We start from the raw sequence: 23,102 nt of genomic DNA on the forward strand, positions 1-23,102 counted from the left end.
CTTGACCGGCGCAGCGCCTAAAGGCGAGCGGCGGCGTTCAGGAGCATCCACCGATCGGTGACCCCGTGGCGGCGCGCTGCCCTACTGGCACGGTACTCCATCCATGCAAATCACCGAACGAAGTCGCTACGCGCGGTGAGCGCCGGCGGCGTGTCGGTTCAGGCGCGCAGGAGGCGGGCCGCGTCCATGGCCCAGTAGGTGAGGATGAGCTGGGCGCCGGCGCGGCGGATGGAGGTCAGGGTCTCCAGGATGACGCGGTCGCGGTCGAGCCAGCCGTTGGCGGCCGCGGCCTCGACCATCGCGTACTCGCCGGAGACCTGGTAGGCGGCGACGGGCACGTCGACGGCCTCGGCGACCTTGGTGAGCACGTCGAGGTACGGCAGGGCCGGCTTGACCATCACCATGTCGGCGCCTTCGGCGATGTCGAGGGCGACCTCGCGCAGGGACTCGCGGACGTTGCCGGGGTCCTGCTGGTAGGTCTTGCGGTCGCCGACGAGGGCGGACTCGACGGCCTCGCGGAAGGGGCCATAGAAGGCGCTGGCGTACTTGACGGCGTAGGCGAGCTGCGCGACGTCGGTGTAGCCGGCCTCGTCGAGGGCGCGGCGCACGACGCCGACCTGGCCGTCCATCATGCCGGAGGGGCCGAGGACGTGGGCGCCGGCGGCGGCCTGGGCGACGGCCATCGACGCGTACGCGGCGAGGGTGGCGTCGTTGTCGACGGCGCCGTCGGGGGTGAGCAGGCCGCAGTGCCCGTGTGAGGTGAACTCGTCGAGGCAGAGGTCGCTCATGATGACGGTGGCGTCGCCGACCTCGGCGACGACGTCGCGGATGGCGACGTTGAGGATGCCGTCGGGGTCGATGCCGGCTGAGCCGGTCTCGTCGCGGGTGGTGGGGACGCCGAAGAGCATGATGCCGCCGATCCCTGCATGGGCCGCTTCGGCGGCGGCCTTCCGCAGGGATTCACGCGAGTGCTGGACGACACCGGGCAGCGACGAGATGGGGCGCGGCTCGGTGAGGCCCTCTTTGACGAACATGGGCAGGATGAGGTTGGACGGCTCGACGTGTGTCTCGACGACGAGCCGTCGCATCGCTGGGGTACGACGCAGCCGGCGCGGGCGGACGGTCGGGTAACCAGCCATGACGTACCCCTAACGGAACCTGAGAGCGGTCGGACCCTGGACCTTGGAGCCGCGGCGCTGCTTCGCGGGCATCGCGGCGAGCTTCTCGCGCAGCTCGACCGCGTAGCCGGCGAGGGCCTCGACGAGGTCGGGGACGGACGCGTGCGGCGGTTGGACGTCGACGCGGAGCCCGAACTCGACCGCGGTGTCGGCGGTCTTGGGGCCGATGACGGCGACGACGGTGCGGGCGTGCGGCTTGCCGGCGATGCCGACGAGGTTGCGCACGGTGGAGGACGACGTGAACAGGACCGCGTCGAAGCCGCCGGACTTGATGGCGTCGCGGATGTCGGCCGGTGGCGGGGCGGCGCGGACGGTCCGGTACGCGGTGACGTCGTCGACCTCCCAGCCGAGCTCGGTGAGGCCGGCGGCGAGGGTCTCGGTGGCGATGTCGGCGCGGGGCAGCAGGACCCGGCCGACGGGGTCGAGGATCTCGTCGTGCGGGGAGAACTCGGCGAGGAGCCCCTCGGAGGACTGTTCACCGGCGGGGATGAGCTCGGGGACGATGCCGAAGCCGCGGACGGCCTCGGCGGTCGCCTCGCCGATGCAGGCGACCTTGACGCCGCCGAAGTGGCGGGCGTCTAGGCCGTGCTCGGCGAACTTCTCCCAGACGGCGCGGACCGCGTTGACGGAGGTGAAGACGGTCCAGGCGTAGCGGCCGTCGACGAGGCCCTTGATGGCGCGTTCCATCTGGGCGGGGGTGCGGGGCGGTTCGACGGCGATCGTCGGCACCTCGCACGGGATGGCGCCGTAGGCGCGCAGCCGCTCGCTCATCGCGCCGGCCTGTTCCTTGGTACGGGGGACGAGGACCTTCCACCCGTACAGGGGCCGGTTCTCCCACCAGCCGAGCTTCTCGCGCTGGGCGACGCCGGCGCCGAGGCACAGCACGACCCGGCCGGCGAAGCCGAGGGCGGCGGCGACCATGCTGTCGACGGTGGTGGCGGAGCTGTACTGGGTTTCGCCGGTGCCGTCGCCGGTGACGGAGACGGGGGTGGACGGGTCGACGCCGGCGGCGAGGAGCCCGTCGCGGACGGCGGCGAGGTCACCGGCGTCGACGGCGAGGGCGGAGGAGCCCCGGCTGACGGCGGCGGCGATCGCCTCGAAGTCGACGGACTGGACGTCGTCGACGTCGGCGGTGACGCGGACGCCGGGCAGTGGCACGCCGGCGTACGTGGCGACGCCGGCGGCTTGTCCGATGCCGGGGACGACCTCGAAGGGGACGGCGGTGCGGGCGACGGCCTGCACTTCCTTGAGGACGGTGTCGTGGGCGAGCGGGTCGCCGCCGACGAGGTGGATGGCGCGCAGGCCGGATCGGGCCGCGGACAGCAGCACCTTGGCGACGTCGCCGGGCGCTCCCTCGGCGGGGGAGAACTGCGTCTCCGGGTCGGCGTCGGCGCGGATCACGCTGAGCAGCGACTCGGGGACGTTGCGGTCGTAGACGATGTGGTCGGCGGACACCAGCGCCTCATGGGCGCGACGCGTGAGCAGGCCTGGATCGCCGGGGCCGGCCCCGACGAAGGCGATCCGGCCGGTGCTGCCCTTACGGGTGCGGGTCATGCTGCACTCCCAGTGCGTTGTCGGCGCCTTCTTCGCGCAGGTCGCGGGCCAGGGCTCGGCCCACCTCCGCGGCGTCGGCGAGCGTTCCGGTGCGTGACAGCCGGAGGGCGAACCCGCCGTCCGGGCTGAAGACCGCACCGCGCAGATAGATCTCCGGTCCGTCGTCGCCTTCTGCGACCTCGGCCAGTGCCGCGATCGGGGCGGAACAGCCCGCCTCGAGCTCGGCCAACAGCGCCCGTTCGGCGGTGACCGCCGCGCGGGTGTATTCGTCGTCGAGCGCGGCGAGGAGGTCGCGCAGCTCGGCATCGTCTTCCCGGCACTCGACCGCGAGTGCGCCCTGCGCGGGGGCGGGCAGCATCAGCAGCGGGTCGAGGACCTCGGTGGCTTCGTCGCCGCGGCCGAGGCGGGCCATGCCGGCGTGGGCGAGGACGATCGCGTCGAACTCGCCTTCGGCGAGCTTGCGCAGGCGGGTGTCGACGTTGCCGCGCAGCGGGAGGGGTTCGAACCGGCGGCCGAGGGCGTTGAGCTGGGCGATGCGGCGCAGTGCGCCGGTGCCGATGCGGGCGCCGACGGGCAGTTCGTTGAGGGTGAGGCCGCCGCGGGCGACGAGGGCGTCGCGTGGGTCGTGGCGGGGTGGGATGGCGGCGATGACGAGGCCGTCGGCGGGTGCGGTCGGCAGGTCCTTGTACGAGTGGACCGCGAAGTCGATCTCCTTGGCGAGCAGCGCGTCGCGCAGGGCGGAGACGAAGACGCCGACGCCGAGGGTCTGGATGGGCGCGCTGGAGCGGTCGCCGGGGGTGACGATCTCGACGAGTTCGACGTCGCGGCCGGTACGGTCGCGGACGGCCTGGGCGACGGTGCCGGACTGCGCCATGGCCAGGGCGCTGCCTCTGGTGCCGAGTCTCAACGTCACGGGTGCACCTCGCCTGCGGCGGCCGGGTCGATGTCCTTGGTGGGGATCTGCAGGTCGAACAGTTCGCGGAGCGCCTGAGCATATGCTTCGCCGCCGGGTTCGGCGGCCAGTTGCCGGACCCGGACGGTCGGCTGGTGCAGCAGGCGCTGGACGATGCGGTGGACGCTGTGGGCGACCTCGGCGCGGTGGCCGTCAGTGAGCTCGGGGCAGCGTTGGGCGAGGCGGCCGAGCTCGGCCTCGACGACCTCGTCGGCGCGGGCGCGCAGGGCGGCGACGGTGGGTGCGACGTCGGCGCCGCGCAGCCAGGTGAGGAAGGCTTCGACCTCGCCGGCGACGATGTCCTCGGCGGCGCGCTGCTCGGCGTCGGCGGTGGTGGACAGCGACTCCGACAGCAACTCGATGTCGACGAGGGTGACGCCGGGCAGGTCGCCGACGCCGTGGGCGACGTCGCGCGGGAGGGCGAGGTCGAGGATGAGCAGCGGGTGTGCGGCGGCGCTGACGGCGGCGCCGACGAGGGCCGCGTCGAGGACGGGCTCGGGTGACGCGGTGGCGCTGACGACGACGTCGGCCTGCTCGAGGGCGGTCGGCAGGGTGGCGTACGGCACGGCGATGGCGCCGTGCAGCTCGGCGAGGCGTTCGGCGCGTTCGGCGCTGCGGTTGGTGACGTACAGCGGGGACGCGCCCGCGCGGCGCAGCGTGGCGAGGGACAGCGCGCCCATGGCGCCGGCGCCGATGACGAGGGCGGGGCGGCCGTCGACGGGGCCGGTGGCGCCCTGGCCGTAGGCGAGGGCGGCGCTGACGACGCTCTGCCCGGCCCGGTCGATCTCGGTTTCGGCGTGGACGCGTTTGCCGACGCGCAGCGCCTGCTGGAGCAGTTCGTGCAGGACGCGGCCGGCGGTGCCCTGTTCGGCGGCGGTGCCGTACGCGTCGCGGAGCTGGCCGAGGATCTGCGCCTCGCCGACGACCATCGAGTCGAGGCCGGCGGCGACGCGGAAGGCGTGGCGGATGGCGTCGACCTCGTAGTGGACGTACAGCTGCGGGGCGAGCTCGCCGACGGTGGTGCCGGCGCGGGCGGCGAGGATGCCGCCGATGTCGGCGAGGGCGCCGTGGAAGGCGGTGACGGACGCGTAGATCTCGACCCGGTTGCAGGTGGAGAGCATGACGGCCTCGTCGACGTACGGCTGGGCGACGAGGTCGGCGAGGACCGCGGCGAGCTGGCCGCCGGGGACGGTGACGCGTTCGAGCAGCGGCACCCCTGCGGTGCGGTGGGAGATGCCGACGACGAGCAGGTTCACGCCGTCACCTCCGCCGAGTCCCGCCGCTGGGGTACGGCCGTTGCGCTCCGCTTCGATCCGTTCACGTGGCCACCGCCTCCCCGCCGAGCCGGTTGGCCATGCCGACCCGCCCGGGTTTCTGCACCGCGGCGGGCAGCGCGGTGAGCGCTGACTTGCGGTGCTCGTGGAAGGACAGGATTTGCAGTTCGATGGCCAGATCGACCTTACGCACGTCGACGCCGTCGGGGACGTTCAAGACACACGGTGCGAAGTTCAGGACACTGGTGACGCCGGCGGCGACGAGGCGGTCCGCGACGTGCTGCGCGGCGTGTGCCGGGGTGGCGATGACGGCGATGGAGATGGACTCCTGCTCGACGACTTCGGGCAGGTCGTCGATGTGGCGCACGACGAGTCCGTTGATGTGTTCGCCGACGCGGCCGTGGTCGGCGTCGAAGAGGGCGGCGATGCGGAAGCCGCGGGTGCCGAAGCCGGCGTACCCGGCGAGGGCGTGACCGAGATTACCCACGCCGACGAGGGCGACGGCCCTGCGGTGGGTGAGGCCGAGGACCTGTTCGATCTGGTCGATGAGCAACGTCACGTCGTAGCCGACGCCGCGGGTGCCGGTGCGGCCGAGGTGGGAGAGGTCCTTGCGGAGCTTGGCGGAGTTGACGCCGGCGGCCGCTGCGAGGCCCTCCGAGGAGACCGTGTCGTGCCCGTCTTCCGCGAGGTGGTGCAGGGCGCGCAGGTACTCCGGAAGCCGGGCGACGGTCGCCTCCGGAAGGTCCGGAAAGTCCGGTCCGTCGGTGGGGCCGGTGCGCTGCTGGCTCATGAGTCTCCGTGACGACGACGGTATGCGAGGCCGCTCGCGATGGCTGTGACCGCCTGTGCTAGCGGGGTTCGTCGTTGCAACAGAGTAGGCGCTTGTGAAGCCGTGCACAAATCGCGATCTTGATACGTCCACGCCGACCATGCAGAGGTCAGCGCCCGCCCGTGCGGCCCACGTACCCGTGGAATGCCCCCGCGGCACCTGTGTGCCCCTTTCCCCGGACCAGGCCGGCAGCGGGCGGGCGCTCGATTGAGTATCGCTACAAAACCGGTCATAACGCCGCCGACACGCTGGAGTCGTTTTCTCCATCAGTAGCCAGGCTACACGTGCCGGTAGGGTTGCCCCTACCACCGAGTGGCCGGGCGGCGGGATGGGACGGGAGCAACGCCGTGCATAGCGTCGACGACATGACAACGACCATCACCCCTCGCCGCAGTGGCATCTTCCGTCAGCTCGCCGTCGACACCCAGTACGTGCTGCTCGGCTTCCCGCTGGGCATCGTGACCGTGGTGCTGTTCCTCGTCGGCTTCGGCCTCGGCGTCGGACTGAGCGTGACCGTGCTCGGCTTCCCGATCCTGGTCGCGACCCTGTTCCAGGCCCGTGGCTTCGCCACCGTCGAACGCGCCCGCATCGGACCCGTCCTGCGCACCCGGCTACCACATCCGTACTACAAGAAACCCGACCCGGACGACGGCTTCTGGCGCAAGATGCTGGTGCCGCTCAGCGACGGGCAGTCGTGGCTGGACCTGCTGCACGGGATCCTGCGCTTCATCCCGAGCACGATCGCCTTCGCGTTCGTGCTCACCTGGTGGGTCGGCGCCCTCGGCGGGGTCACCACCATTCTATGGGACTGGTCGATCCCCCGCCCGCCGGACAACAAGGACCTCAACGAGCTCATCGGCCTCGGCAGCGGCGACGACGTGCGGATCCTGCTGTACACCGGCATCGGTGCCGTCTTCGCGCTGACCCTCGTGCCGGTGGTGCGCGGCGCGGCGCAGCTGGAGGCGCAGTTCGCCCGGGCCCTGCTCAACGGCGTCAACGAGCTGCGGGAGCGGGTCGCCGAGGCCGAGGCCGGCCGCGACGCCGCCCGCGCCCAGCGGGAGGCCGCCGTGTCCGCCGAGGCGACCGCCCTGCGCCGCCTCGAACGCGACATCCACGACGGGCCGCAGCAGCGCCTCGTGCGGCTCGCGATGGACCTCGGCCGGGCCGACCTGCAGTTCGAGTCCGACCCGCAGGCGGCCCGGGCGACGGTCGCCGAGGCCCTCGCCCAGACCCGGGAGACGCTCGACGAGCTGCGCGCCCTGTCCCGGGGCATCGCGCCGCCGATCCTCGTCGACCGGGGACTGCGGGCCGCGCTGACCGCGCTCGCCGGCCGCTCCCCGGTGCCGGTCGACCTGGACCTACCGAAGACCGACGACCGGCTCGCCGAGCACGTGGAGACCACCACCTACTTCGTCGTCGCGGAGGCGCTGACGAACGTGGCGAAGCACAGCGGCGCCCAAGAATGCCAGGTGCGGCTGCAACGGTCCGCGTACGGGCTGCTCGTCACCGTCGAGGACGACGGGGCCGGCGGGGCCAGCCTCGCCAAGGGCCACGGCCTGACCGGTCTCATGGACCGGGTCAAGGCCGCCGGCGGCGAGATGACCGTCACCAGCCCCGCCGGCGGCGGCACCCGCCTCACCGCGATCCTGCCCGCCTGACCTAGCTCTGCAGGTACGTCAGCACCGCCAGCACCCGGCGGTGCTGCTCGTCGTCCGGGGGCAGGTCGAGCTTCGTGAAGATGTTCTTGACGTGCTTCTCCACCGCGCCGTCGGTGACGACCAGCTTGCGGGCGATCGCCGTGTTGGACCGGCCCTCCGCCATCAGCCCCAGCACCTCCCGCTCCCGCGGGGTGAGGCTGCGCAGCGGGTCGTCGCGGCGGCGGCGGACCAGCAGCTGCCCGACGACCTCCGGGTCCAGCACGGTCGCGCCGGTCGCGACCCGCTGCATCCCGTCGAGGAAGTCCGCGACCTCCGACACCCGGTCCTTCAGCAGGTAGCCGACGGCGCCGGCCCGGTCGGCGAGCAGGTCGTCGGCGTAGGACACCTCCACGTACTGGGACAGCACGAGGATCGGGGTGCCCGGCACCCGCCGGCGGGCCTCGACGGCGGCACGCAGCCCCTCGTCGGTGTGCGACGGCGGCATCCGCACGTCGACGATCGCGACGTCCGGCCGGTGCTCGACGACGGCGTCGACGAGGCTCGGGCCGTCACCGACGGCGGCGACGACCGTGTGCCCGCTCTCGGTGAGCAGCCGCACCAGGCCCTCCCGCAGCAGCACCGCGTCGTCCGCGACCACCACCCTCAGGCTCATGACGTCACCTCCGCTGCGCTCCGGCGCCGCCCTGAGCTCCACCCTGAGCCCATGATTCGCAGCTCCTCGCTCCGCTGCGGGCCGCTCATGCCGCCACCTCCGCTACGCTCCGGCGCCGCCCTGAGCTCCACCCTGAGCCCATGATTCGCAGCCCTCCAGGGTGGACGCCACCGGCAGGCCGGTCGCCTTGAGCAGGGACACGTCGGTGAAGCCGCCCGCGTACAGGACGCAGGACGCGCCGAGGGAGGTGGCCGCCTCGCCGTCGTCGACGGAGTCGCCGATGAGGACGACGTCGGCCGGGTCGAGCTGGAGGGCCTGCAGGTGCCGCTCCAGGTACGCGACCTTGCGGTGGCCGCCGACGGTGCCGGGCAGGCCGTCGACGCGGACCAGGTGCGCGCCGAGGCCGTGCCGCTCGACCTCGATGAGCAGCTCGTCGTGGAAGAACATGGACAGCAGCGACTGGGTGCCCGACCAGTGGCCGATCGCCTGCAGGGCATCGGGGGCGAGCTGCACGTCGGCCATGCCGAGCCGGTACGCGTCGTGGAACGCGTCGTCGAGCAGCTGGAACTCGACCTCGTCGACGGGGCGGGCCAGGACGTGGGCGTAGTAGTCGAGGATCGGGCGGCGGAAGTCGCGGCGGTGGTCCTCGGCGGTGATCACCGGCCCGCCGACGGTGGCCAGGCAGACGTTGGTGGCGTCGACGACGAGCTTCAGGTCGTCGAGGAGGGTGCCGTTCCAGTCCCAAACGAGGTGCTTCACCCGGGTGAGGATAGCCGCATGTCGCGCAGCAGCCTGTCCTCCTCCACACGCCAGTAGCCGTGCTCCTTGCCGTCGAGCATGACGACGGGGATCCGGAAGCCGTACTCGTCCTCGAGGGCCTCGTCGCCGGTGATGTCGACCTCGGTCCAGTCCTCGCCGGTGGCGGCGGCGACCCGCGCCATCGCCTCCTTCGCGACGTCGCACAGGTGGCAGCCGGGCCGGGTGTACAGGGTGAGCCTCATCGCAGCGCCGCCTTACGGATCTTGCCGGTCGCGGAGTGCGGCAGCTCGTCGGCGAACTCGACCGCGGTCGGGCACTTGAACCGGGCGAGGTTGCGTTCGCAGTGCGCGATCAGCTCCTCCGCGGTCACCTGCGACCCGGGGCGGCGCACGACGATCACCTTGACGGTCTGCCCGGTGTACGGGTGCGGCACGCCGACCGCCGCCGCCTCCACGACCGCGGGGTGCCCGGCGAGGACCAGCTCGACCTCGTGCGGGTACACGTTGAACCCGCTGACGAGGATCAGCTCGCCGAGCCGGTCGACGATGAACAGGTCGCCGTCCTCGTCGGCGTAGGCGACGTCGCCGGTCGCCCACCACCCGTCGGGGTCGGGCGCGCCGGACCGGTCGGGCCAGTAGCCGTCGAAGAGGTTGGCGCCGCGCACGACGATCTCACCGGGGTCGGTGCGGACCTCGTCGTCCTCGTCGAGGAGGACCTCCTCGCCGCCGGCGTCGATGAGCTTCAGCTCCACGCCGGGGATCGGGCGGCCGATCGAACCCGGTTTCACGGTGTCGCCGGCGAGTGTGCTGGTGAGGACCGGAGCGGCCTCGGTCAGCCCGTACCCCTGATGGACCGGTTTGCCGGTCGCCTCGGTGAAGCGGCGTTCGGCGGCCGGGTCGAGCGGTGACGCGCCGCAGACGGCGAGGCGGACCCCGGCCCAGGCAGTGGTGAGCCGCTGCCCCATCAGCGACCAGGCGACGAACATCGGCGGGACACCGACGATGCCGGTGACGCCGTGCCGTTCGATGACCTCGAGGGAGTCGGCGGGGTCGAACCGTTCGACGAGGACACCGCACGCGCCGTGGTAGGCAACTGCGCCGAGGCCGCTGTTGAGCCCGTACGCGTGGAAGAGCGGCACGGCGAGCAGCAGCACGTCGTCGGGGCCGACGGGCGGCGGGTCGATCGCCGCGAGCTGCTCGTGGTTGGCGAGCAGGGCCCGGTGCGACAGCATCGCGCCCTTCGGGGCGCCGGCGGTGCCGGACGTGTAGAGCAGGATGGCCGGCTCACCACGGCGGCCGTCGGTGGTGGCGGCGCCGGCCGGTGGGGTGAGCAGCTCCTGGAGGTTGCCGCCGAGGGTGTACTGCCGGGGTGGCCCGCCGGCGCCGACGGCGCTGGTGACGGACTGGGTGCCGACGAGGACGGCGGCGCCGGAGTCGGCGAAGACGTGGGCGAGCTCACGCGGGGTGTAGGCGGGGTTGACCGGGACCGCGACGAGCCCGGCGCGCAGGACACCGAAGAACACGGCGGCGAACTCGGGGACGTTGGGCAGGGCGACCGCGACCCGGGCCGGGCCGAGGTCGTCGTCGGGCAGGCCGAGCCCGGTGAGGTGGGCGGCGACCGCGTCGACCTGCTGGTCCAGCTCCGTCCAGGTGACCAGGGTGGCGTGTGACCGCAGGGCCGGTCGGGCGCCATGGGAGGCGGCGGCGCGCCGGACCAGATCGGCGAAGTTCGTGACGTCCTGCACGATCGATCAGTCTGCCACGCCGAGGGTGAGTTGCCGCCACCTGAGAGATCACCCGTCACCTATCACCCTCGGGACACCCGGTGTTGTGCCAGGGTGCTTACGCGTCCGACACGCCGACTGAGTAAAGGTCCACCCGTTCGTGTGGGTCCGGTGCGTCGTGCCCAAGTAAGACCGGCGCCTGTATGTCCCGTTTGCCCAGATATTCGGCGTGTTGCACGGCGTGTCGTGAGCAAGTGACGGACAGCATGTGCGCCGGGACGTCGCCGATCTGTGGGAAGAATTGTGCCCTCACGCCAAAGACTGCCCACATGCGGGTGACGCCGGACCTATCATCACCCAAGTCAGCTCACCCCATTTGTTGCGAGTTGACACCCCTCACCCCGAGGAGGCCGAAGTGCCCGTGATCGCGCCGAATAGGCCGTGTGGTCTGGATTGCGACGCATGACCGCGATCCAGCACGTGTTCGACGCCGAGCACGCACTCGCCGATGGGCTGTCAATGCTGCGCGACTCGATGCGCGACATGTTCAGCACGGTGCTCCGTGGCGAGGGCGGCAGCGTCCCACGTACCCGAGGCCGCCCACACACCAACGAGGCACCCACCCGTCAGGGTGCCGGCCAAGGTCCCGGCACAAACGTCAGACCGAACGCGGGCAAGCCCTCCCCCGGCACCGGCCTGATCGAAGAGGACACCGTCCCGATCTCGAAGACCGCGGTGACCGGCACCATCACCGGCACGCTCGTCGACACGGGCCCGTCCGGCGAGCCCGAGGCCCCGGAGCCGGCGAAGCCGGCCCGCCCCGACCGCAGCGACCCGGCGTCGGAGGTGTGGGCGCTGATCGAGCGCGCCCAGGCCGGCGATGGCGCGGCGTTCGGCCTGCTGTACGACCGCTACTTCGACACCGTGTTCCGGTTCGTGTACTTCCGGGTCGGCAACCGGCAGCTCGCCGAGGACCTGACCGCCGACACGTTCCTGCGGGCGCTCAAACGCATCGGCAGCTTCACCTGGCAGGGCCGTGACCTCGGCGCCTGGCTGGTGACGATCGCCCGGAACCTCGTCGCCGACCACTTCAAGTCCGGCCGGTACCGCCTGGAGGTCACCACAGGTGACGTCCTGGACGCCGACCGCCCGGACCGGGGCCCGGAGGGCAGCCCCGAGGCGGCGGTCATCGACCACATCACGAACGTGGACCTGCTCAAAGCGGTCAAGCAGCTCAACCCGGAGCAGCAGGAATGCATCGTGCTGCGCTTCCTGCACGGGTTCTCCGTCGCCGAGACCGCCCAGGCCATGAGCAAGAACGAAGGTGCGATCAAGGCGTTGCAGTACCGCGCGGTCCGGGCCCTCGCGCGGCTGCTGCCCGACGGATTCCAGCCGTGACCGCTGTCACCTTCAGTTACAGCGCCCCCTCCGGCGCCGTAACCAGCTTCCGCTCTGCACCGTTGGTCCGGGTGCGACCGTCGGCTTGGCGCACGGCGGACGCGGTGGCACACCATCCCGCTACCCTGCCGCGCCTGAGTGACGCGATCAGCGAAGGGGGGTGCCTCAGGTGATCGGCTCCGTCTTCCACCGTCGCCGGGCTGAGCGTTTCGCGCAGCTCGTGGACGAGGCGGCAGGAGCCCGCAGGCACCGCATGAGGTCCACGCTCGACGACTCCCTGACCGACCTGGTCTCAGTCAGCCAACGGCTGACCGACCTGCCGGTCAAGGTGGAGACGCAGCAGGAGTTCAAGGACGGACTGCGGGCCATGCTCCTGGCCACAGCAGAACGCGAAGGCATCGGCATCACCGCCAAGGACCCCGAGCCGGAGGTGACCCGCCGAGGGCTGCGTTCCCTGCGCGGCCCGGCGGGCAGCAGGCCCGCGGTCAGCCGCCGGACCCGCACCCGCGGCGCGATCGTCGTCGGCCTCGCCGCCGGCACCCTCGCCCTGTCCGGCATGTCCGCGGCGAGCGGCGACGCCATCCCCGGCGACGCCCTGTACACGGTGAAACGGTCCACGGAGAAGGCCCAGCTGGCGCTCGCCGGCTCGGACATCAGCCGCGGCCAGCTGTACCTGGAGTTCGCCCGGACCCGGCTCGACGAGGCACAGGCGGTGAAGGACCCCGCGGGTCTGACCGCGGTCCTCGACGACATGGACAGCGAGACGCTCGAAGGTGTGCGCCTGCTGACCTCGACCGCCGTCAGCCGCAAGGACGCCGCCGCGCTGGACGCCATCGACGCGTTCACCAGCACCCAGCGCGCCGGCGCCGAGAAGCTCCGGGCCGGCGTCAACGGCGCCGCCGGCTCCCGGGCCGCCAAGTCCGTGACCCTGCTCGACGAGATCGACCGGCGGTCCAAGGCGATCCGCCCGCTCATCAGGTGCGGCACCGCCGCGGTCTCCGCCGCCGACCAGCTCGGCCCGGTGCCCAACAGCACCGCGTGCAAGCCGGCCGGTCAGAAGACCTCGGGCTCCACGACGCAGCAGCCGGGCAACACCCAGCAGCAGAACAACCCGGGCCAGACCGGCGCCCCCGCCGGCCAGCGTCCCGTCCCCAGCGGCTCGGCCGGCACCGGCACCACCGGCTCGGCGACCGAGTCCGCGCCCGCGGCCCCCACCGAGGGTCCCGCACCTTCCCCCACGAAGGACCACGGCCTGCTCGACTGGCTGTTCGACTGAGCGAACATCATGCGAAGGGCCCGGTGTCAGACACCGGGCCCTTCTCGTTGTTCATGCCGGTACCGTTGGTCAGTCCGGGGGAAAGCAGAGGGGGTTTTCGCGCATGCCGATCCGACCTTCAACCGCTGCGCTCGCGCTGCGGCGCCGCCGGCAGTCCGGCCGCATCGTGGCGTCCTCGGCCGGCTGGGCCGTCGCCGAGGTCGAGGCCGCCCTGGAGGTCCCCGCCGACCCCTCCGCCGCCGCCTTCTTCGACGTCGACAACACGATGATGCAGGGCGCGTCGATCTACTACTTCGCCCGCGGCCTCGCCAAACGCAAGTACTTCACCAGCGGCGACCTGGTCCGCTTCGCCTACCAGCAGGCCCGCTTCCGCCTCCTCGCCTCCGAACACGCCGGCACCGTCGCCGGCGCCAAATCCGCGGCGCTCGCGTTCATCGCCGGCTGGCAGGTCCAGGACATGGAGCGCCTCTGCGAGGAGATCTTCGACGAGCTGATGGCCGACCGGATCTGGTCCGGCACGCGCGCCCTCGCCCAGCTCCACCTCGACGCCGGCCAGCGCGTGTGGCTCGTCACCGCCGCCCCCGTCGAGCTGGGCCGCATCATCGCGCAGCGCCTCGGCCTGACCGGCGCCATCGGTACCGTCGCCGAAATCCTCGACGGCGTCTACACCGGCCGCCTCGTCGGCGACCTCATGCACGGCCCCGAGAAGGCGGCCGCGATCACCGCCCTCGCCCAGGTCGAGCGCCTGGACCTGCAGCGCTGCGCCGCCTACAGCGACTCGGTCAACGACACCCCCATGCTGTCCACCGTCGGCTACGCCGTCGCCGTCAACCCCGACCCCGCCCTCCGCCGGGAAGCCCGCAAGCGAGGCTGGGAGATCCGCGACTTCCGCACCGGCCGCAAGGCCGCGAAGATCGCCGTACCGGCCGCGCTCGCCACCGGCGTGCTCATGGGCGGCGTAGCAACCGCCGCCGCCCTGCGCCGCCGCCGCGTGCCGACCATCTGATCCTCGATCATCTGATGCTCGATCACCTGCCCCTCGACCGCCGACCACCTGGCCCGCCGACCACCTGGCCCACCGACCACCGGGCCCACCGACCGCCGGACCGCCGACCACCGGACCGCCGACCACCGGGCCGCCGACCACCGGGCCGCCGGATCGGACGGGCGGTTGCCGAGTTCGGGTGGGCGCCAGGTTCCCGGGGCGGACGCCAGGTTCCCGGGGGCCGCCAGGTTCCCGGGGGCCGCCAGATTCCCGGGGGCCGCCAGGTTCCCGGGGGCCGCCAGATTCCCGGGGGCCGCCAGGTTCCCGGGGGCCGCCAGGTTCAGACGGGCGACTACTTGGTTCGAGCGGGCCGCCAAGTTCGAGCCGGCCGTCCGGTTCGAGCAAGCTGCCAGGTCCCGGGGGCGGGCCGCCGATTCGGGCCAGCCGCCAACTTCCGGCCGCGCCGTCGAGTTTCTAGCAAGCCGTCGGCCTCGGCGGGTTCTGGCCAGCGGGTGCCACGTTTGAACAGGGGCGCCAGGTTCCACGAGACCATCGCCGCTGAACGACAGCCACACCGGGGTGGACCGGGAAAGCGGGCCGCCGGGTTCGGTCCGGCCGCCAGGTTCCGGGGTGGGTTGCCAGGTTCGGGCGGGCCGCCGGGGTTCCCGAGGTAGGTCGCCGGGGTCAGGGCCGACGACTCATCCAGACCCTACTCCAGCCATCCTAATTGATCTACGGAGCGGACACGTTCCGTGATACGCCCTGCTCGCCGTAGCTAGCTGGAGAAAGCGTCCGGGCGGCGGTCGAGGAGCTTGTACAGGGTCTGCTGGATGGTTTCGCGGACCTGGTCGGCGAGGTTGAACACGACCATCGGGTCGTCGGCGGAGTCGACGAAGTCAGCGGTCGGGATGGGTTCGCCGAACTCGATCAGCCACTTGCTCGGCAGCGGGACCAGGCCGAGGGGGCCGAGCCACGGGAAGGTCGGGGTGACCGGGAAGTACGGGGCGCCCAGCAGGCGGGCGAGCGGCCGCAGGTTGCCGATCAGGGGGTAGATCTCCTCGGCGCCGACGATGGAGACGGGGACGATGGGGGTGCCGGTGCGCACGGCGGCGGAGACGAAGCCGCCCCGGCCGAAGCGTTGCAGCTTGTACCGCTCGGCGAACGGCTTGCCGATGCCCTTGAAGCCTTCGGGGAAGACGCCGACGAGCTCGCCTTCGCCGAGGAGGCGTTCGGCGTCGGGGTTGCAGGCCAGGGTGGCGCCGGATTTGCGGGCCATCTCCGACAGCACCGGCAGGCGGAAGACCAGGTCGGCGCCGAGGAGGCGCAGGTGGCGGCGGGCGGCGGTCTCGTCGTGTACGGCCACCGACAGCATCAAAGCGTCGAGGGCGACGGTGCCGGAGTGGTTCGCGACGACGAGGGCGGGGCCTTCCTTCGGCAGGTGTTCGACGCCGAAGACCTCGGTGCGGAACCACTGCCGGTACAGGGGGCGCAGCATGGGCAGGAACACGCCGTCGGTCAGGTGGCGGTCGAAGCCGAAGTTGTCGACCTCGTAGTCGCCGGTGAGCCGCTCGCGGAGGAAGGCGAGCGCGCCGGCGACCCGGTCGTCCCACTCGTCGGGGACGCCGTCGTCGGCGGTGCCGGACGAAGCGGCCGGCGCAGGCTCGGAAAAGCCAGGATCAGGCAGACCAGGATCAGGCAGACCAGGATCAGGCAGACCAGGATCAGGCAGACCAGGGTCGGAGCGACCGGGGTCGGTCATTTGCCCGCCTCCAACGCGGCGCGTGCCGCACGGGTCCGTCGGAAGCCTTCGAGCAGGGTCTGTTCGAGGGCGCGGATGCGTTCGGCCGGCAGGGTCTCGCCGGAGCGGCGGCTGCTGACGAACTCGTCGAAGGCTTCGGCGGTGGTCCGGGGGGTGAAGCCGAACTCGCGGATGAGCCTGCTCGTGTCGACCACCCGGCCGTGGACGAACAGGTCGAGCTGGTCGAGTGAAACGTTGCCGCGGCCGAGGCCGGCGACGGCGCCGAGGCCGGGCTCCAGGACGGGGGCGGCGACCCGGCCGGCCCGCCGGATGGCCTGCGACAGCGTGAGGGTGCCGCCGCCGGCCACGTTGAACGTGCCTGGGTGTGACTCGGCCACGGAGCGGTGCAGGACCTCGAACGCGTCGTCGACGTGCAGGAACTGCAGCCGGGGGTCGCGGCCGAAGACGGTCGGGACGACGGGCGCGGCGAAGTACCTGGTGAGGCTGGTGTCGACGGTCGAGCCGATGAACGGCGCGAAGCGCAGCACGGTGGCGGCGACGTCGGGACGGCGGCGGCGGAACCCGCGGACGTATCCCTCGATGTCGAGGACGTCCTTGGCGAAGCCACCGCGTGGGATCTCCCGCGGCTCGGTGTCCTCGGTGAAGATCGCCGGGTCGCGGAAGGACGCGCCGTAGGCGGCGGTCGACGAGCGGACCACCAGCTTGCGCAGCCGGGACGCCTGCTGGCAGGCGGCGAGCAGCTGCATCGTGCCGATGACGTTGAGTTCCTTCATCGCGGCGCGACCGCCGTGCTGGTCGGCGGCGGTGGTCACGGCCAGGTGCGCGACCGCCTCGACGCGGGCGTCGACCAGCACCCGCAGCACCCCGGGGGTGCGCAGGTCGATCTGGTGCACGTCGACGCCCTTGAGCACCGTGGCGAGGTCGCCGGACGGTGCCGTGCTGTCGATGCCGACGACCCGCTCGATCCGGGGATCGGTGGCGAGCCGGGCGGCCAGATGTGCGCCGAGATAGCGGCCGATTCCTGTGACCAGGACGACCCGTGGCGTGTTCACGCCGTCACCTCCGCTGCGCTGCGGGGTCGCCGCCGAGCGGGCCCGCACCCGTGGTGCCGGCCCGCGCCCGCGGTGAGCGGCCCTGCGCTGCGCTCCGGCCCGCTCACGCCGTCACCTACGCTGCGCTCCGGCGCCGGCCTGAGCCAAAGCGCTGAGCCCATGGTGAGCGGCCCTGCGCTGCGCTCCGGCCCGCTCACGTGCCTGCTGTGGTTGCGAGCGAACCGGGGCGGACCGGCGGCGCGCTGCTACTTGCCGAGACGACGACGCTGGACGCGGGTCTTGCGCAGCAGCTTGCGGTGCTTCTTCTTGGCCATACGCTTGCGGCGCTTCTTGACCACCGAGCCCATACGGGTATCTCCTCGAAACAGCGGAACGCGTGCCATCGCTGGCACGCCGAAGACATGGTTAGCGGCTCCAGCGTAGCCGCACCCCCGCGCGATCGGAAAAGCGGGCCCACCGGTGGTCGCGGTCAGGCCGTCTCGCGGAACGCTTCGCGCAGGTATGCGTCGACTGCGTGCTCCGGCACCCGGAACGACCGGCCCACCCGGACGGCGGTGAGGTCCCCGGCGTGAACCAGGCGGTACACAGTCATTTTGGACACCCGCATCAGGGTGGCCACCTCGGCGACCGTGAGAAACCTGACCTCGCCCAACCGGCCTTCGGTGGTGTGTGGCGTGCTAGACATCGCGACCTCCGACCAGCGTGCGCGCCGAGCTGATGAATCAGCGTGTTATCAGTACGGTAACGGTACTGCTGTGACTTGCGCCTTGGCTTCGTCGGATTCTTTCCTCCTCAAGGTCAAGTCGCCGCCGGGTCACTCGGTCCGCAGGGCGACGACCGGGTCGAGGCGTCCGGCGCGTTGGGCCGGGACGACGCCGAAGATGATGCCGACGGCCGCGGAGACGCCGAAGGCGAGGGCGAGCGACCACCAGGTGATCGCGGCCGGCACCGGGGACAGCGCGGCGACGGCGAGGGCGGCGCCGATGCCGAGGGCCATGCCGATGAACCCGCCGAGGGTGGTGAGCAGCACCGCTTCGAGCAGGAACTGCACGCCGATGTCGCGGGGGCGGGCGCCGACGGCTTTGCGCAGCCCGATCTCCTTGGTCCGTTCGCGGACGGAGACGAGCATGATGTTGGAGACGCCGACGCCGCCGACGAGCAGGGAGATGCCGGCGATGGCGGCGAGGACGCCGGTGAGGACGCCGAGGATGTCGCCGAGGACGCCGAGGATCTGCTCCTGGGTGACGGCGCTGAACTCGGTGCCGGGGTGGCGGCGGGCGAGTTCGGCGATGATGCGGCCGCTGAGCTGGTCGATCTCGGCGCGGTTCGGGGCTTTGATCGCGATCCCGTCGACGCGGTTGGTGCCGAGGAGCCGCTGGGCGGTGGTGATCGGGACGTGGACCTCGTTGTCGCGGTCGACGCCGAGGCTCTGCCCGAGCTGAGCGAAGACGCCGATGACGCGGAAGCGGACGCCGGCGATGGTGATCTGCTGGCCGACGGCGTCGCGGTCGCCGAAGAGGGTCTTGGCGACGCTCCAGCCGAGGACGGCGACGCGGCGTTGCGTGTCGACGTCGCTGCGGCTCAGGTACGTGCCCCGGGCCAGGCTGCGCACGAACACCTGCGGGGTGGTCTCGATGACGCCGTTGATGGTGGCGAACGTGTCGACGGTGCCGGCGGCGACGGTTTCGCCGGAGGCGACGGTGACGGCGACCCGGTTGCGGTCCCCGACGATCTTCGACACGGCGTCGACGTCGGCGAGGTCCATGCGTGACACCGACGGCGCCGAGCCGAGGCTGACCTGGCCGGGCAGGACGATGAGGAGGTTGGAGCCGAGGCCCTCGACCTGCCGTTCGATCTGCTGTTTGGTGCCGGTGCCGATGGCGACGAGCACGACGACCGCGGCCACGCCGATGATCACGCCGAGCATGGTCAGGGTGGAGCGGAGCCGGTTCGCGCGGAGCGCGTCGATGGCGACCCGCCAGGCCTCGGCGAACCTCATGACACGATCTCGCCGTCGCGCATGACGATCTTGCGGTGGGCCCGGTCGGCGACCTCGTTGTCGTGGGTGACGATGACGAGGGCGACGCCCTGTTCCTGGTTGAGCGTCTCGAGCAGGGCGAGGACCGCCTGTCCGTTGCGGGTGTCGAGGTTGCCGGTCGGCTCGTCGGCGAGGAGGACCTGCGGGTCGGTGACGAGGGCCCGGGCGATCGCGACCCGTTGCTGCTCGCCGCCGGACAGCTGGTTGGGGCGGTGGTCGAGGCGGTGGGCGAGCCCGACCCGCTCCAGCATGGCGGCCGCGCGGCGGCGCCGCTCGCCGGCCCGCACGCCCCGGTACACCAGCGGCAGTGCCACGTTGTCGACGGCGCTGGTGCGGGCGAGGAGGTGGAAGGACTGGAAGACGAACCCGATCGTCTCGTTGCGCAGTTTGGCGAGGGCCTGCGGGTCGAGGTCGGCGACGTCGCGGCCGCCGATGCGCAGCGAGCCGGTGGTCGGGCGGTCCAGGCCGCCGAGCAGGTGCATGAGGGTCGACTTGCCCGACCCGGACGGGCCGATGATCGCCACGTAGTCGCCGGCGTCGATGGTGAAGCTGACGCCGCGCAGCGCCGGGACGGTGACGCCGTCGAGGGCGTACTCCCGGGTGACGTCCCGCGCGACGAGCGCCGCCGTCATCGTGGCAGGTCCATGCCCTGGGTGACCTTGTCGGTGCCGCGGACCACGACCCGGTCGCCGTCGGCGACGCCGCTGAGGACCTGGACCCGGTCCTGGCCGGCGACGCCGACGGTGACGGTTGCCTGGACGGCGCGCCCGTCGCGGACGAGCCACACGACGTCCTTGCCGCCGACGTTGAACACGGCCGCGGCGGGCACGGTCACGGCGTCGCGGATCTGGCGGACCTGCAGGTGCGCGACGGCGTTCATGCCGGGGCGGGGCGCCGGGGCGGGCCGGCCGTCGGCGAAGGTGCCCTGGGTCAGGGTCAGCCGGGAGCGGTACGACACGCCGCCGCGCGCCGACGTCGACGGCAGCACGTCCGCGGAGGTGACGGTCGCCTCGTAGGTGGCGCCGGGTGCGGCGTCGAGCTCGACCCGGGCGGTGACGCCGGGCTGGACGAGCAGGACGTCGGTTTCGTCGATCTCCGCCATGAGCCCGAGCTGGGACACGTCGACGACGGTGAGGATGGCGGTGCCCGCGGTGACCTGGCCGCCGACGGGGACGGCGGGGTCGACGCCCGGGCCGGCGGCGGCCCCGGCGGCGGTGGCGGCGCCGGCCGCGGCGGGTGCCTGGCCGCCGGCCGCGGCGCCGAGCAGGTCGGTGATCGACGGTGCCGCGGCGGCGGAGGTGCCGCCGAGCTGCACGACGCCGGCGACGGGGGCCCGCAGGGTCAGCGCGTCGACGGTCGACTTCGCCAGGTCGTACGCGGCCTGCGCCTGGCTGCGCTGGGCCGTGGTGAGCGCCGCCATCGCCTTCGTGACGCTGGCGAGGCCGCGCTGGACGGCGGCGATGACGGCCCGGGCGGACGCCGCGGCCTCCTGGTAGGACCGTTCGGCGAAGTCGATCTGGGCGAGCAGGCCGGCTCGGACCCCACTGTCGGCGATGACCTGGGCGGCCTTGCGGGCCTCGCCGAACGCCTTCGCGGCGGCGTCGTCGGTCTTCTTCTGCGTCGCCGAGAGGTTCTTGACGCCGCCTCCCCCGCCGCCGGCGCTCTTGAGGGCGTCGAGGGCCTCCTCGGCGCTGCGCAGCCGCTGCTGCGCGGACGGGGAGTCGACGACGGCGAGGACCTGCCCGGCCTGCACGGTGTCGCCGGGGCGGACGGTGAGCGAGGCGAGGGTGCCGTCGGCGGCGGCGGTCAGGGTCGCCGCGGCCCGCGCGGTGACGGTGGCCGGGGCGTCGACGACCTCGACGACGTCGCCGCGGCCGGCGGTGCCGAGCCCGATGTCGTCCTGCTCGTCGCCGCAGGAGGCGCCGGTGAGCGAGAAGACGGTGAGGACGGCGACGAGGAGCTGAACACGCGGGGGGACGCGATCCACGCCCGCAAGTCTGCCACGGCGTTCACGGACGCCGATCAGATGTGGTTGCGGACGTACTTCACGCAGTCGGTGGCGACGTCGTCCCAGGAGACGCCGTAGACCTTCACGGCGGCGTCCTGCAGGGCGTCACCCTGCCGGGCGGTCCGGTTGAAGAACTCGAGCATCTTCTCCTCGCCGAAGCGCTCCGCCATCCGGTTGACGGCCAGGTAGGCGACGCCGTACCGGCCGCTGACGTCGGCGGACGTGGTGCCCTCCGGCGGGTCGTCCATGGCGATCTCGTTCTTCCAGCGGCCGCTCTGCACGTACTTGCGCACGGAGGCGACGTCGTCGAAGCGGCCGCCGAGGCCCTGCACGCGCACGTACTCGGCGATGCCTTCGACGAGCCACCACGTCTGGTCGTAGGCGCGTTCGACGGTGGCGAGGGTGACCACGTGCGTGAACTCGTGCCGCAGCACGTCCAGGGTCTCCTTCACGTCGACCCGGTTGGCGTTGAGCACGATCTCGGTGGCGTCGGCGGTGAGCGGCAGCGCGAACCCGGCGACCCAGCTCTCCTGTTTGATGCCGTACCAGCTGGACCACTCCTCCGGCCCGGCGAGGTAGACGACGTACCGGGACGGCGGGGTGCTCCACTTCGCGTAGCGGTCGGCGAGCTCGGCGGCCTTCTCCGCCGCCGAGAGCATGGTGCCCAGCCGCGACGCGTACTTCGGGGTGGTCGCCATGACGACCCGTTTACCGACGGAGACCCGCAGCTCGCTGCGTTCCCAGGGGCGGGGGCCGAGGTCCTCGGCGACGCCGAACTCGAGCAGGCTCACCCGGTCGCCGGTGACGCTCCACTTCGTCTTCGTCTCGAGGTTCATCGGGTCGCAGGTGGTGACGACGTAGCAGTACTTGACGTAGACGATCACGTCGGCGGTGTTGTCGGCGGCGACCTTGACGGCGTCCAGGACCGTCGGCTCCCACACCTTCACCTGCAGCTGGCGCAGCGAGTTGAACCGCCGGGTGAGGTCCTCGCGCAGGGCACCCGCGGACGGGTCGACGGCGGCGACGAACCCGGCGGCGTCGCCGTTGAGCAGTGCCGCGCCCTGGTCGGTGAGGGCCCGCTTGACCTTGCCGTCGACGGACGCCGGGGCGGAGCCCTTCGGGGTGCCGCTGGCGCCGGGCCGGCCGTCGGTCTCGCCGGGGCTCTTGCCGCCCGGGTCGACGCCCTGGGCGGTGCCGGCGGCGGTCCGCTCCCGCCGCACCGTCTCGAACGCGATCGCGGCCGGCGGCGTGACCAGCACCAACGCGAGGGCGACGAGCAGCGCGGCGCGCAGCCCGGTGATCCTGGAGCGCCGCGGCGGTGCCGGCGGCGGGTAGGGCTGGTAGCCGCCGAAACCCGGATACTGCTGCGGCGGGTACGGCGGTCCCTGGTACGGCGGCTGCGGCTGGCCGGGCGGCGGGTACATGTGCGGCCCGGCCTGCGACGGCACGCCGAGGTGCGGCCCGGCCGGGAACGCCCCGGTCTGCGGGGACACGGCCGGGAACGGCCCGGTCTGCTGTGGTGCGGCCGGGAACGGCCCGGTCTGCTGTGGTGCGGCCGGGAACGGGCCGGGCTGCGCCGGCTCGCCGGGCATCGGCTGCAGGTGCTCCGCGGACGTCCGGGGCCGGATGACGGGGTGCTGGCCGGTGTTGCCCATCCGCGGTGGGAACGGGCCGACCGGCGGCCACGGCGCGACCGGCTCCGCGGAGGTCGCCGGTCGCGGCGGCCACGGGGTCTGCGCCGAGGGCGGAGCGGCCGGATGGAGCACCGGCGGCACCCAGGTCGCCGGGGCCGCCGCCGGGGTCACCGCCTGCTCGACCGGCTGGTCCGCGGGGGTGCGTTGCTGCGGCAGCGGGGCGCGGGCGGGCGCCACGGAATCCGCCACCTGGTCCGGTGCGGTGTCCGGTCCCGGGTGGCGGGTCGCGTCAGACTCATCCCCCTGCATCACTGCCGGAACGTACGCGACCCGGTCAAGGTGCCGCGTCGCCCGTACGGACGAGATGCTGGGT

General features: G+C 72.6%; 19 protein-coding genes and 2 pseudogenes. 4 read left to right on the forward strand and 17 right to left on the reverse strand.

The features are described 5' to 3' along the window. Positions 1 to 158: 158 nt before the first annotated feature. The 5 genes from hemB to OP18_RS35040 form a co-directional block, all read right to left on the reverse strand. Positions 159 to 1,139 carry a porphobilinogen synthase gene (hemB, locus tag OP18_RS35020; protein ID WP_033363437.1) on the reverse strand — a complete coding sequence of 327 codons (981 nt, stop codon included), beginning with the start codon at positions 1,137 to 1,139 and terminating at the stop codon, positions 159 to 161. Positions 1,140 to 1,148: 9 nt separating this feature from the next. Next, on the reverse strand, positions 1,149 to 2,732 hold the full coding sequence (locus OP18_RS35025; RefSeq protein WP_033363438.1) for a bifunctional uroporphyrinogen-III C-methyltransferase/uroporphyrinogen-III synthase: 1,584 nt from the start codon (positions 2,730 to 2,732) through the stop codon (positions 1,149 to 1,151). Then, on the reverse strand, positions 2,716 to 3,645 hold the full coding sequence (hemC, locus tag OP18_RS35030) for a hydroxymethylbilane synthase (RefSeq protein ID WP_033363439.1): 930 nt from the start codon (positions 3,643 to 3,645) through the stop codon (positions 2,716 to 2,718). Before hemC ends, OP18_RS35025 begins: the two co-directional genes overlap by 17 nt. Then, a complete protein-coding gene (locus OP18_RS35035) occupies positions 3,642 to 4,940 on the reverse strand; it encodes a glutamyl-tRNA reductase (RefSeq protein ID WP_052387791.1) in 1,299 nt (432 codons plus the stop codon). The genes hemC and OP18_RS35035 overlap by 4 nt, the downstream gene beginning before the upstream one ends. 61 nt (positions 4,941 to 5,001) lie before the next feature. Beyond that, a complete protein-coding gene (locus OP18_RS35040; RefSeq protein WP_052387792.1) occupies positions 5,002 to 5,748 on the reverse strand; it encodes a redox-sensing transcriptional repressor Rex in 747 nt (248 codons plus the stop codon). Positions 5,749 to 6,152: 404 nt separating this feature from the next. Between OP18_RS35040 and OP18_RS35045 the strand changes: the two genes are divergently transcribed. Next, complete coding sequence (locus OP18_RS35045; RefSeq protein WP_033363440.1) at positions 6,153 to 7,445, forward strand: sensor histidine kinase; 1,293 nt, start codon at positions 6,153 to 6,155, stop codon at positions 7,443 to 7,445. Between the two features lies 1 nt (position 7,446). Here the strand turns inward: OP18_RS35045 and OP18_RS35050 are convergent, their stop codons facing one another. The 4 genes from OP18_RS35050 to OP18_RS35065 form a co-directional block, all read right to left on the reverse strand. Beyond that, positions 7,447 to 8,091, reverse strand: coding sequence for a response regulator (locus tag OP18_RS35050; RefSeq protein ID WP_033363599.1), 645 nt, complete (start codon positions 8,089 to 8,091; stop codon positions 7,447 to 7,449). Between the two features lie 108 nt (positions 8,092 to 8,199). Beyond that, the gene (locus OP18_RS35055) at positions 8,200 to 8,856 is read right to left on the reverse strand and encodes an HAD family hydrolase (protein ID WP_245635632.1); all 657 of its coding nucleotides are present in this window, start codon (positions 8,854 to 8,856) and stop codon (positions 8,200 to 8,202) included. Next, the gene (locus OP18_RS35060; RefSeq protein ID WP_033363441.1) at positions 8,853 to 9,098 is read right to left on the reverse strand and encodes a glutaredoxin family protein; all 246 of its coding nucleotides are present in this window, start codon (positions 9,096 to 9,098) and stop codon (positions 8,853 to 8,855) included. Before OP18_RS35060 ends, OP18_RS35055 begins: the two co-directional genes overlap by 4 nt. Then, entirely contained in the window at positions 9,095 to 10,600 is a 1,506-nt protein-coding gene (locus OP18_RS35065; protein ID WP_033363442.1) for an AMP-binding protein, read from the reverse strand. The genes OP18_RS35060 and OP18_RS35065 overlap by 4 nt, the downstream gene beginning before the upstream one ends. Positions 10,601 to 11,113: 513 nt before the next feature. Here OP18_RS35065 and OP18_RS35070 point away from each other — a divergent pair. The 3 genes and pseudogenes from OP18_RS35070 (at position 11,114) to OP18_RS35080 (ending at position 14,259) form a co-directional block, all read left to right on the forward strand. Then, positions 11,114 to 11,977 carry a sigma-70 family RNA polymerase sigma factor gene (locus OP18_RS35070; RefSeq protein ID WP_389250113.1) on the forward strand — a complete coding sequence of 288 codons (864 nt, stop codon included), beginning with the start codon at positions 11,114 to 11,116 and terminating at the stop codon, positions 11,975 to 11,977. A 169-nt stretch (positions 11,978 to 12,146) separates the two neighbouring features. Next, a pseudogene (locus OP18_RS35075) lies at positions 12,147 to 13,010 on the forward strand (DUF5667 domain-containing protein); the annotation flags it as partial. A gap of 346 nt (positions 13,011 to 13,356) precedes the next feature. Then, complete coding sequence (locus tag OP18_RS35080) at positions 13,357 to 14,259, forward strand: HAD family hydrolase (protein ID WP_081971377.1); 903 nt, start codon at positions 13,357 to 13,359, stop codon at positions 14,257 to 14,259. A 754-nt stretch (positions 14,260 to 15,013) separates the two neighbouring features. Here the strand turns inward: OP18_RS35080 and OP18_RS35085 are convergent. From OP18_RS35085 to OP18_RS35115, 8 genes and pseudogenes are all read right to left on the reverse strand, one after another. Continuing rightward, the gene (locus OP18_RS35085; protein ID WP_081971378.1) at positions 15,014 to 15,997 is read right to left on the reverse strand and encodes a lysophospholipid acyltransferase family protein; all 984 of its coding nucleotides are present in this window, start codon (positions 15,995 to 15,997) and stop codon (positions 15,014 to 15,016) included. Next, entirely contained in the window at positions 15,994 to 17,049 is a 1,056-nt protein-coding gene (locus OP18_RS35090; protein ID WP_033363443.1) for an NAD-dependent epimerase/dehydratase family protein, read from the reverse strand. Before OP18_RS35090 ends, OP18_RS35085 begins: the two co-directional genes overlap by 4 nt. A gap of 245 nt (positions 17,050 to 17,294) precedes the next feature. Beyond that, entirely contained in the window at positions 17,295 to 17,396 is a 102-nt protein-coding gene (locus tag OP18_RS55865) for a 30S ribosomal protein bS22 (RefSeq protein ID WP_007465623.1), read from the reverse strand. Positions 17,397 to 17,518: 122 nt separating this feature from the next. Beyond that, entirely contained in the window at positions 17,519 to 17,734 is a 216-nt protein-coding gene (locus OP18_RS35095; protein WP_033363444.1) for a helix-turn-helix domain-containing protein, read from the reverse strand. Between the two features lie 129 nt (positions 17,735 to 17,863). Next, positions 17,864 to 19,048, reverse strand: a complete 1,185-nt coding sequence (locus tag OP18_RS35100; protein WP_033363445.1) for an ABC transporter permease — start codon at positions 19,046 to 19,048, stop codon at positions 17,864 to 17,866. Beyond that, positions 19,048 to 19,719, reverse strand: a pseudogene (locus OP18_RS35105) (ABC transporter ATP-binding protein); the annotation flags it as partial. The pseudogene OP18_RS35105 and the gene OP18_RS35100, both read right to left, overlap by 1 nt. Continuing rightward, positions 19,716 to 21,074: an efflux RND transporter periplasmic adaptor subunit gene (locus tag OP18_RS35110; protein ID WP_033363447.1), complete on the reverse strand. Its 1,359-nt coding sequence runs from the start codon at positions 21,072 to 21,074 to the stop codon at positions 19,716 to 19,718. The gene OP18_RS35110 and the pseudogene OP18_RS35105, both read right to left, overlap by 4 nt. Before the next feature lie 35 nt (positions 21,075 to 21,109). Next, positions 21,110 to 23,041, reverse strand: coding sequence for a hypothetical protein (locus OP18_RS35115; RefSeq protein ID WP_156090019.1), 1,932 nt, complete (start codon positions 23,039 to 23,041; stop codon positions 21,110 to 21,112). Positions 23,042 to 23,102: the final 61 nt, after the last annotated feature.

This window comes from Dactylosporangium aurantiacum (assembly GCF_000716715.1).
In the GTDB taxonomy this organism is placed as follows: Bacteria; Actinomycetota; Actinomycetes; order Mycobacteriales; family Micromonosporaceae; genus Dactylosporangium; species Dactylosporangium aurantiacum.

What these genes read in the sequence shown, in the direction of transcription:
- hemB (WP_033363437.1), bottom strand. Translation starts at nt 1,139, where the DNA reads ATGGCTGGTTACCCGACCGTCCGCCCGCGCCGGCTGCGTCGTACCCCA.
- OP18_RS35025 (WP_033363438.1), bottom strand. Translation starts at nt 2,732, where the DNA reads ATGACCCGCACCCGTAAGGGCAGCACCGGCCGGATCGCCTTCGTCGGG.
- OP18_RS35040 (WP_052387792.1), bottom strand. Translation starts at nt 5,748, where the DNA reads ATGAGCCAGCAGCGCACCGGCCCCACCGACGGACCGGACTTTCCGGAC.
- OP18_RS35045 (WP_033363440.1), top strand. Translation starts at nt 6,153, where the DNA reads ATGACAACGACCATCACCCCTCGCCGCAGTGGCATCTTCCGTCAGCTC.
- OP18_RS35060 (WP_033363441.1), bottom strand. Translation starts at nt 9,098, where the DNA reads ATGAGGCTCACCCTGTACACCCGGCCCGGCTGCCACCTGTGCGACGTC.
- OP18_RS35070 (WP_389250113.1), top strand. Translation starts at nt 11,114, where the DNA reads ATGCGCGACATGTTCAGCACGGTGCTCCGTGGCGAGGGCGGCAGCGTC.
- OP18_RS35080 (WP_081971377.1), top strand. Translation starts at nt 13,357, where the DNA reads ATGCCGATCCGACCTTCAACCGCTGCGCTCGCGCTGCGGCGCCGCCGG.
- OP18_RS35085 (WP_081971378.1), bottom strand. Translation starts at nt 15,997, where the DNA reads ATGACCGACCCCGGTCGCTCCGACCCTGGTCTGCCTGATCCTGGTCTG.
- OP18_RS55865 (WP_007465623.1), bottom strand. Translation starts at nt 17,396, where the DNA reads ATGGGCTCGGTGGTCAAGAAGCGCCGCAAGCGTATGGCCAAGAAGAAG.
- OP18_RS35095 (WP_033363444.1), bottom strand. Translation starts at nt 17,734, where the DNA reads ATGTCTAGCACGCCACACACCACCGAAGGCCGGTTGGGCGAGGTCAGG.
- OP18_RS35100 (WP_033363445.1), bottom strand. Translation starts at nt 19,048, where the DNA reads ATGAGGTTCGCCGAGGCCTGGCGGGTCGCCATCGACGCGCTCCGCGCG.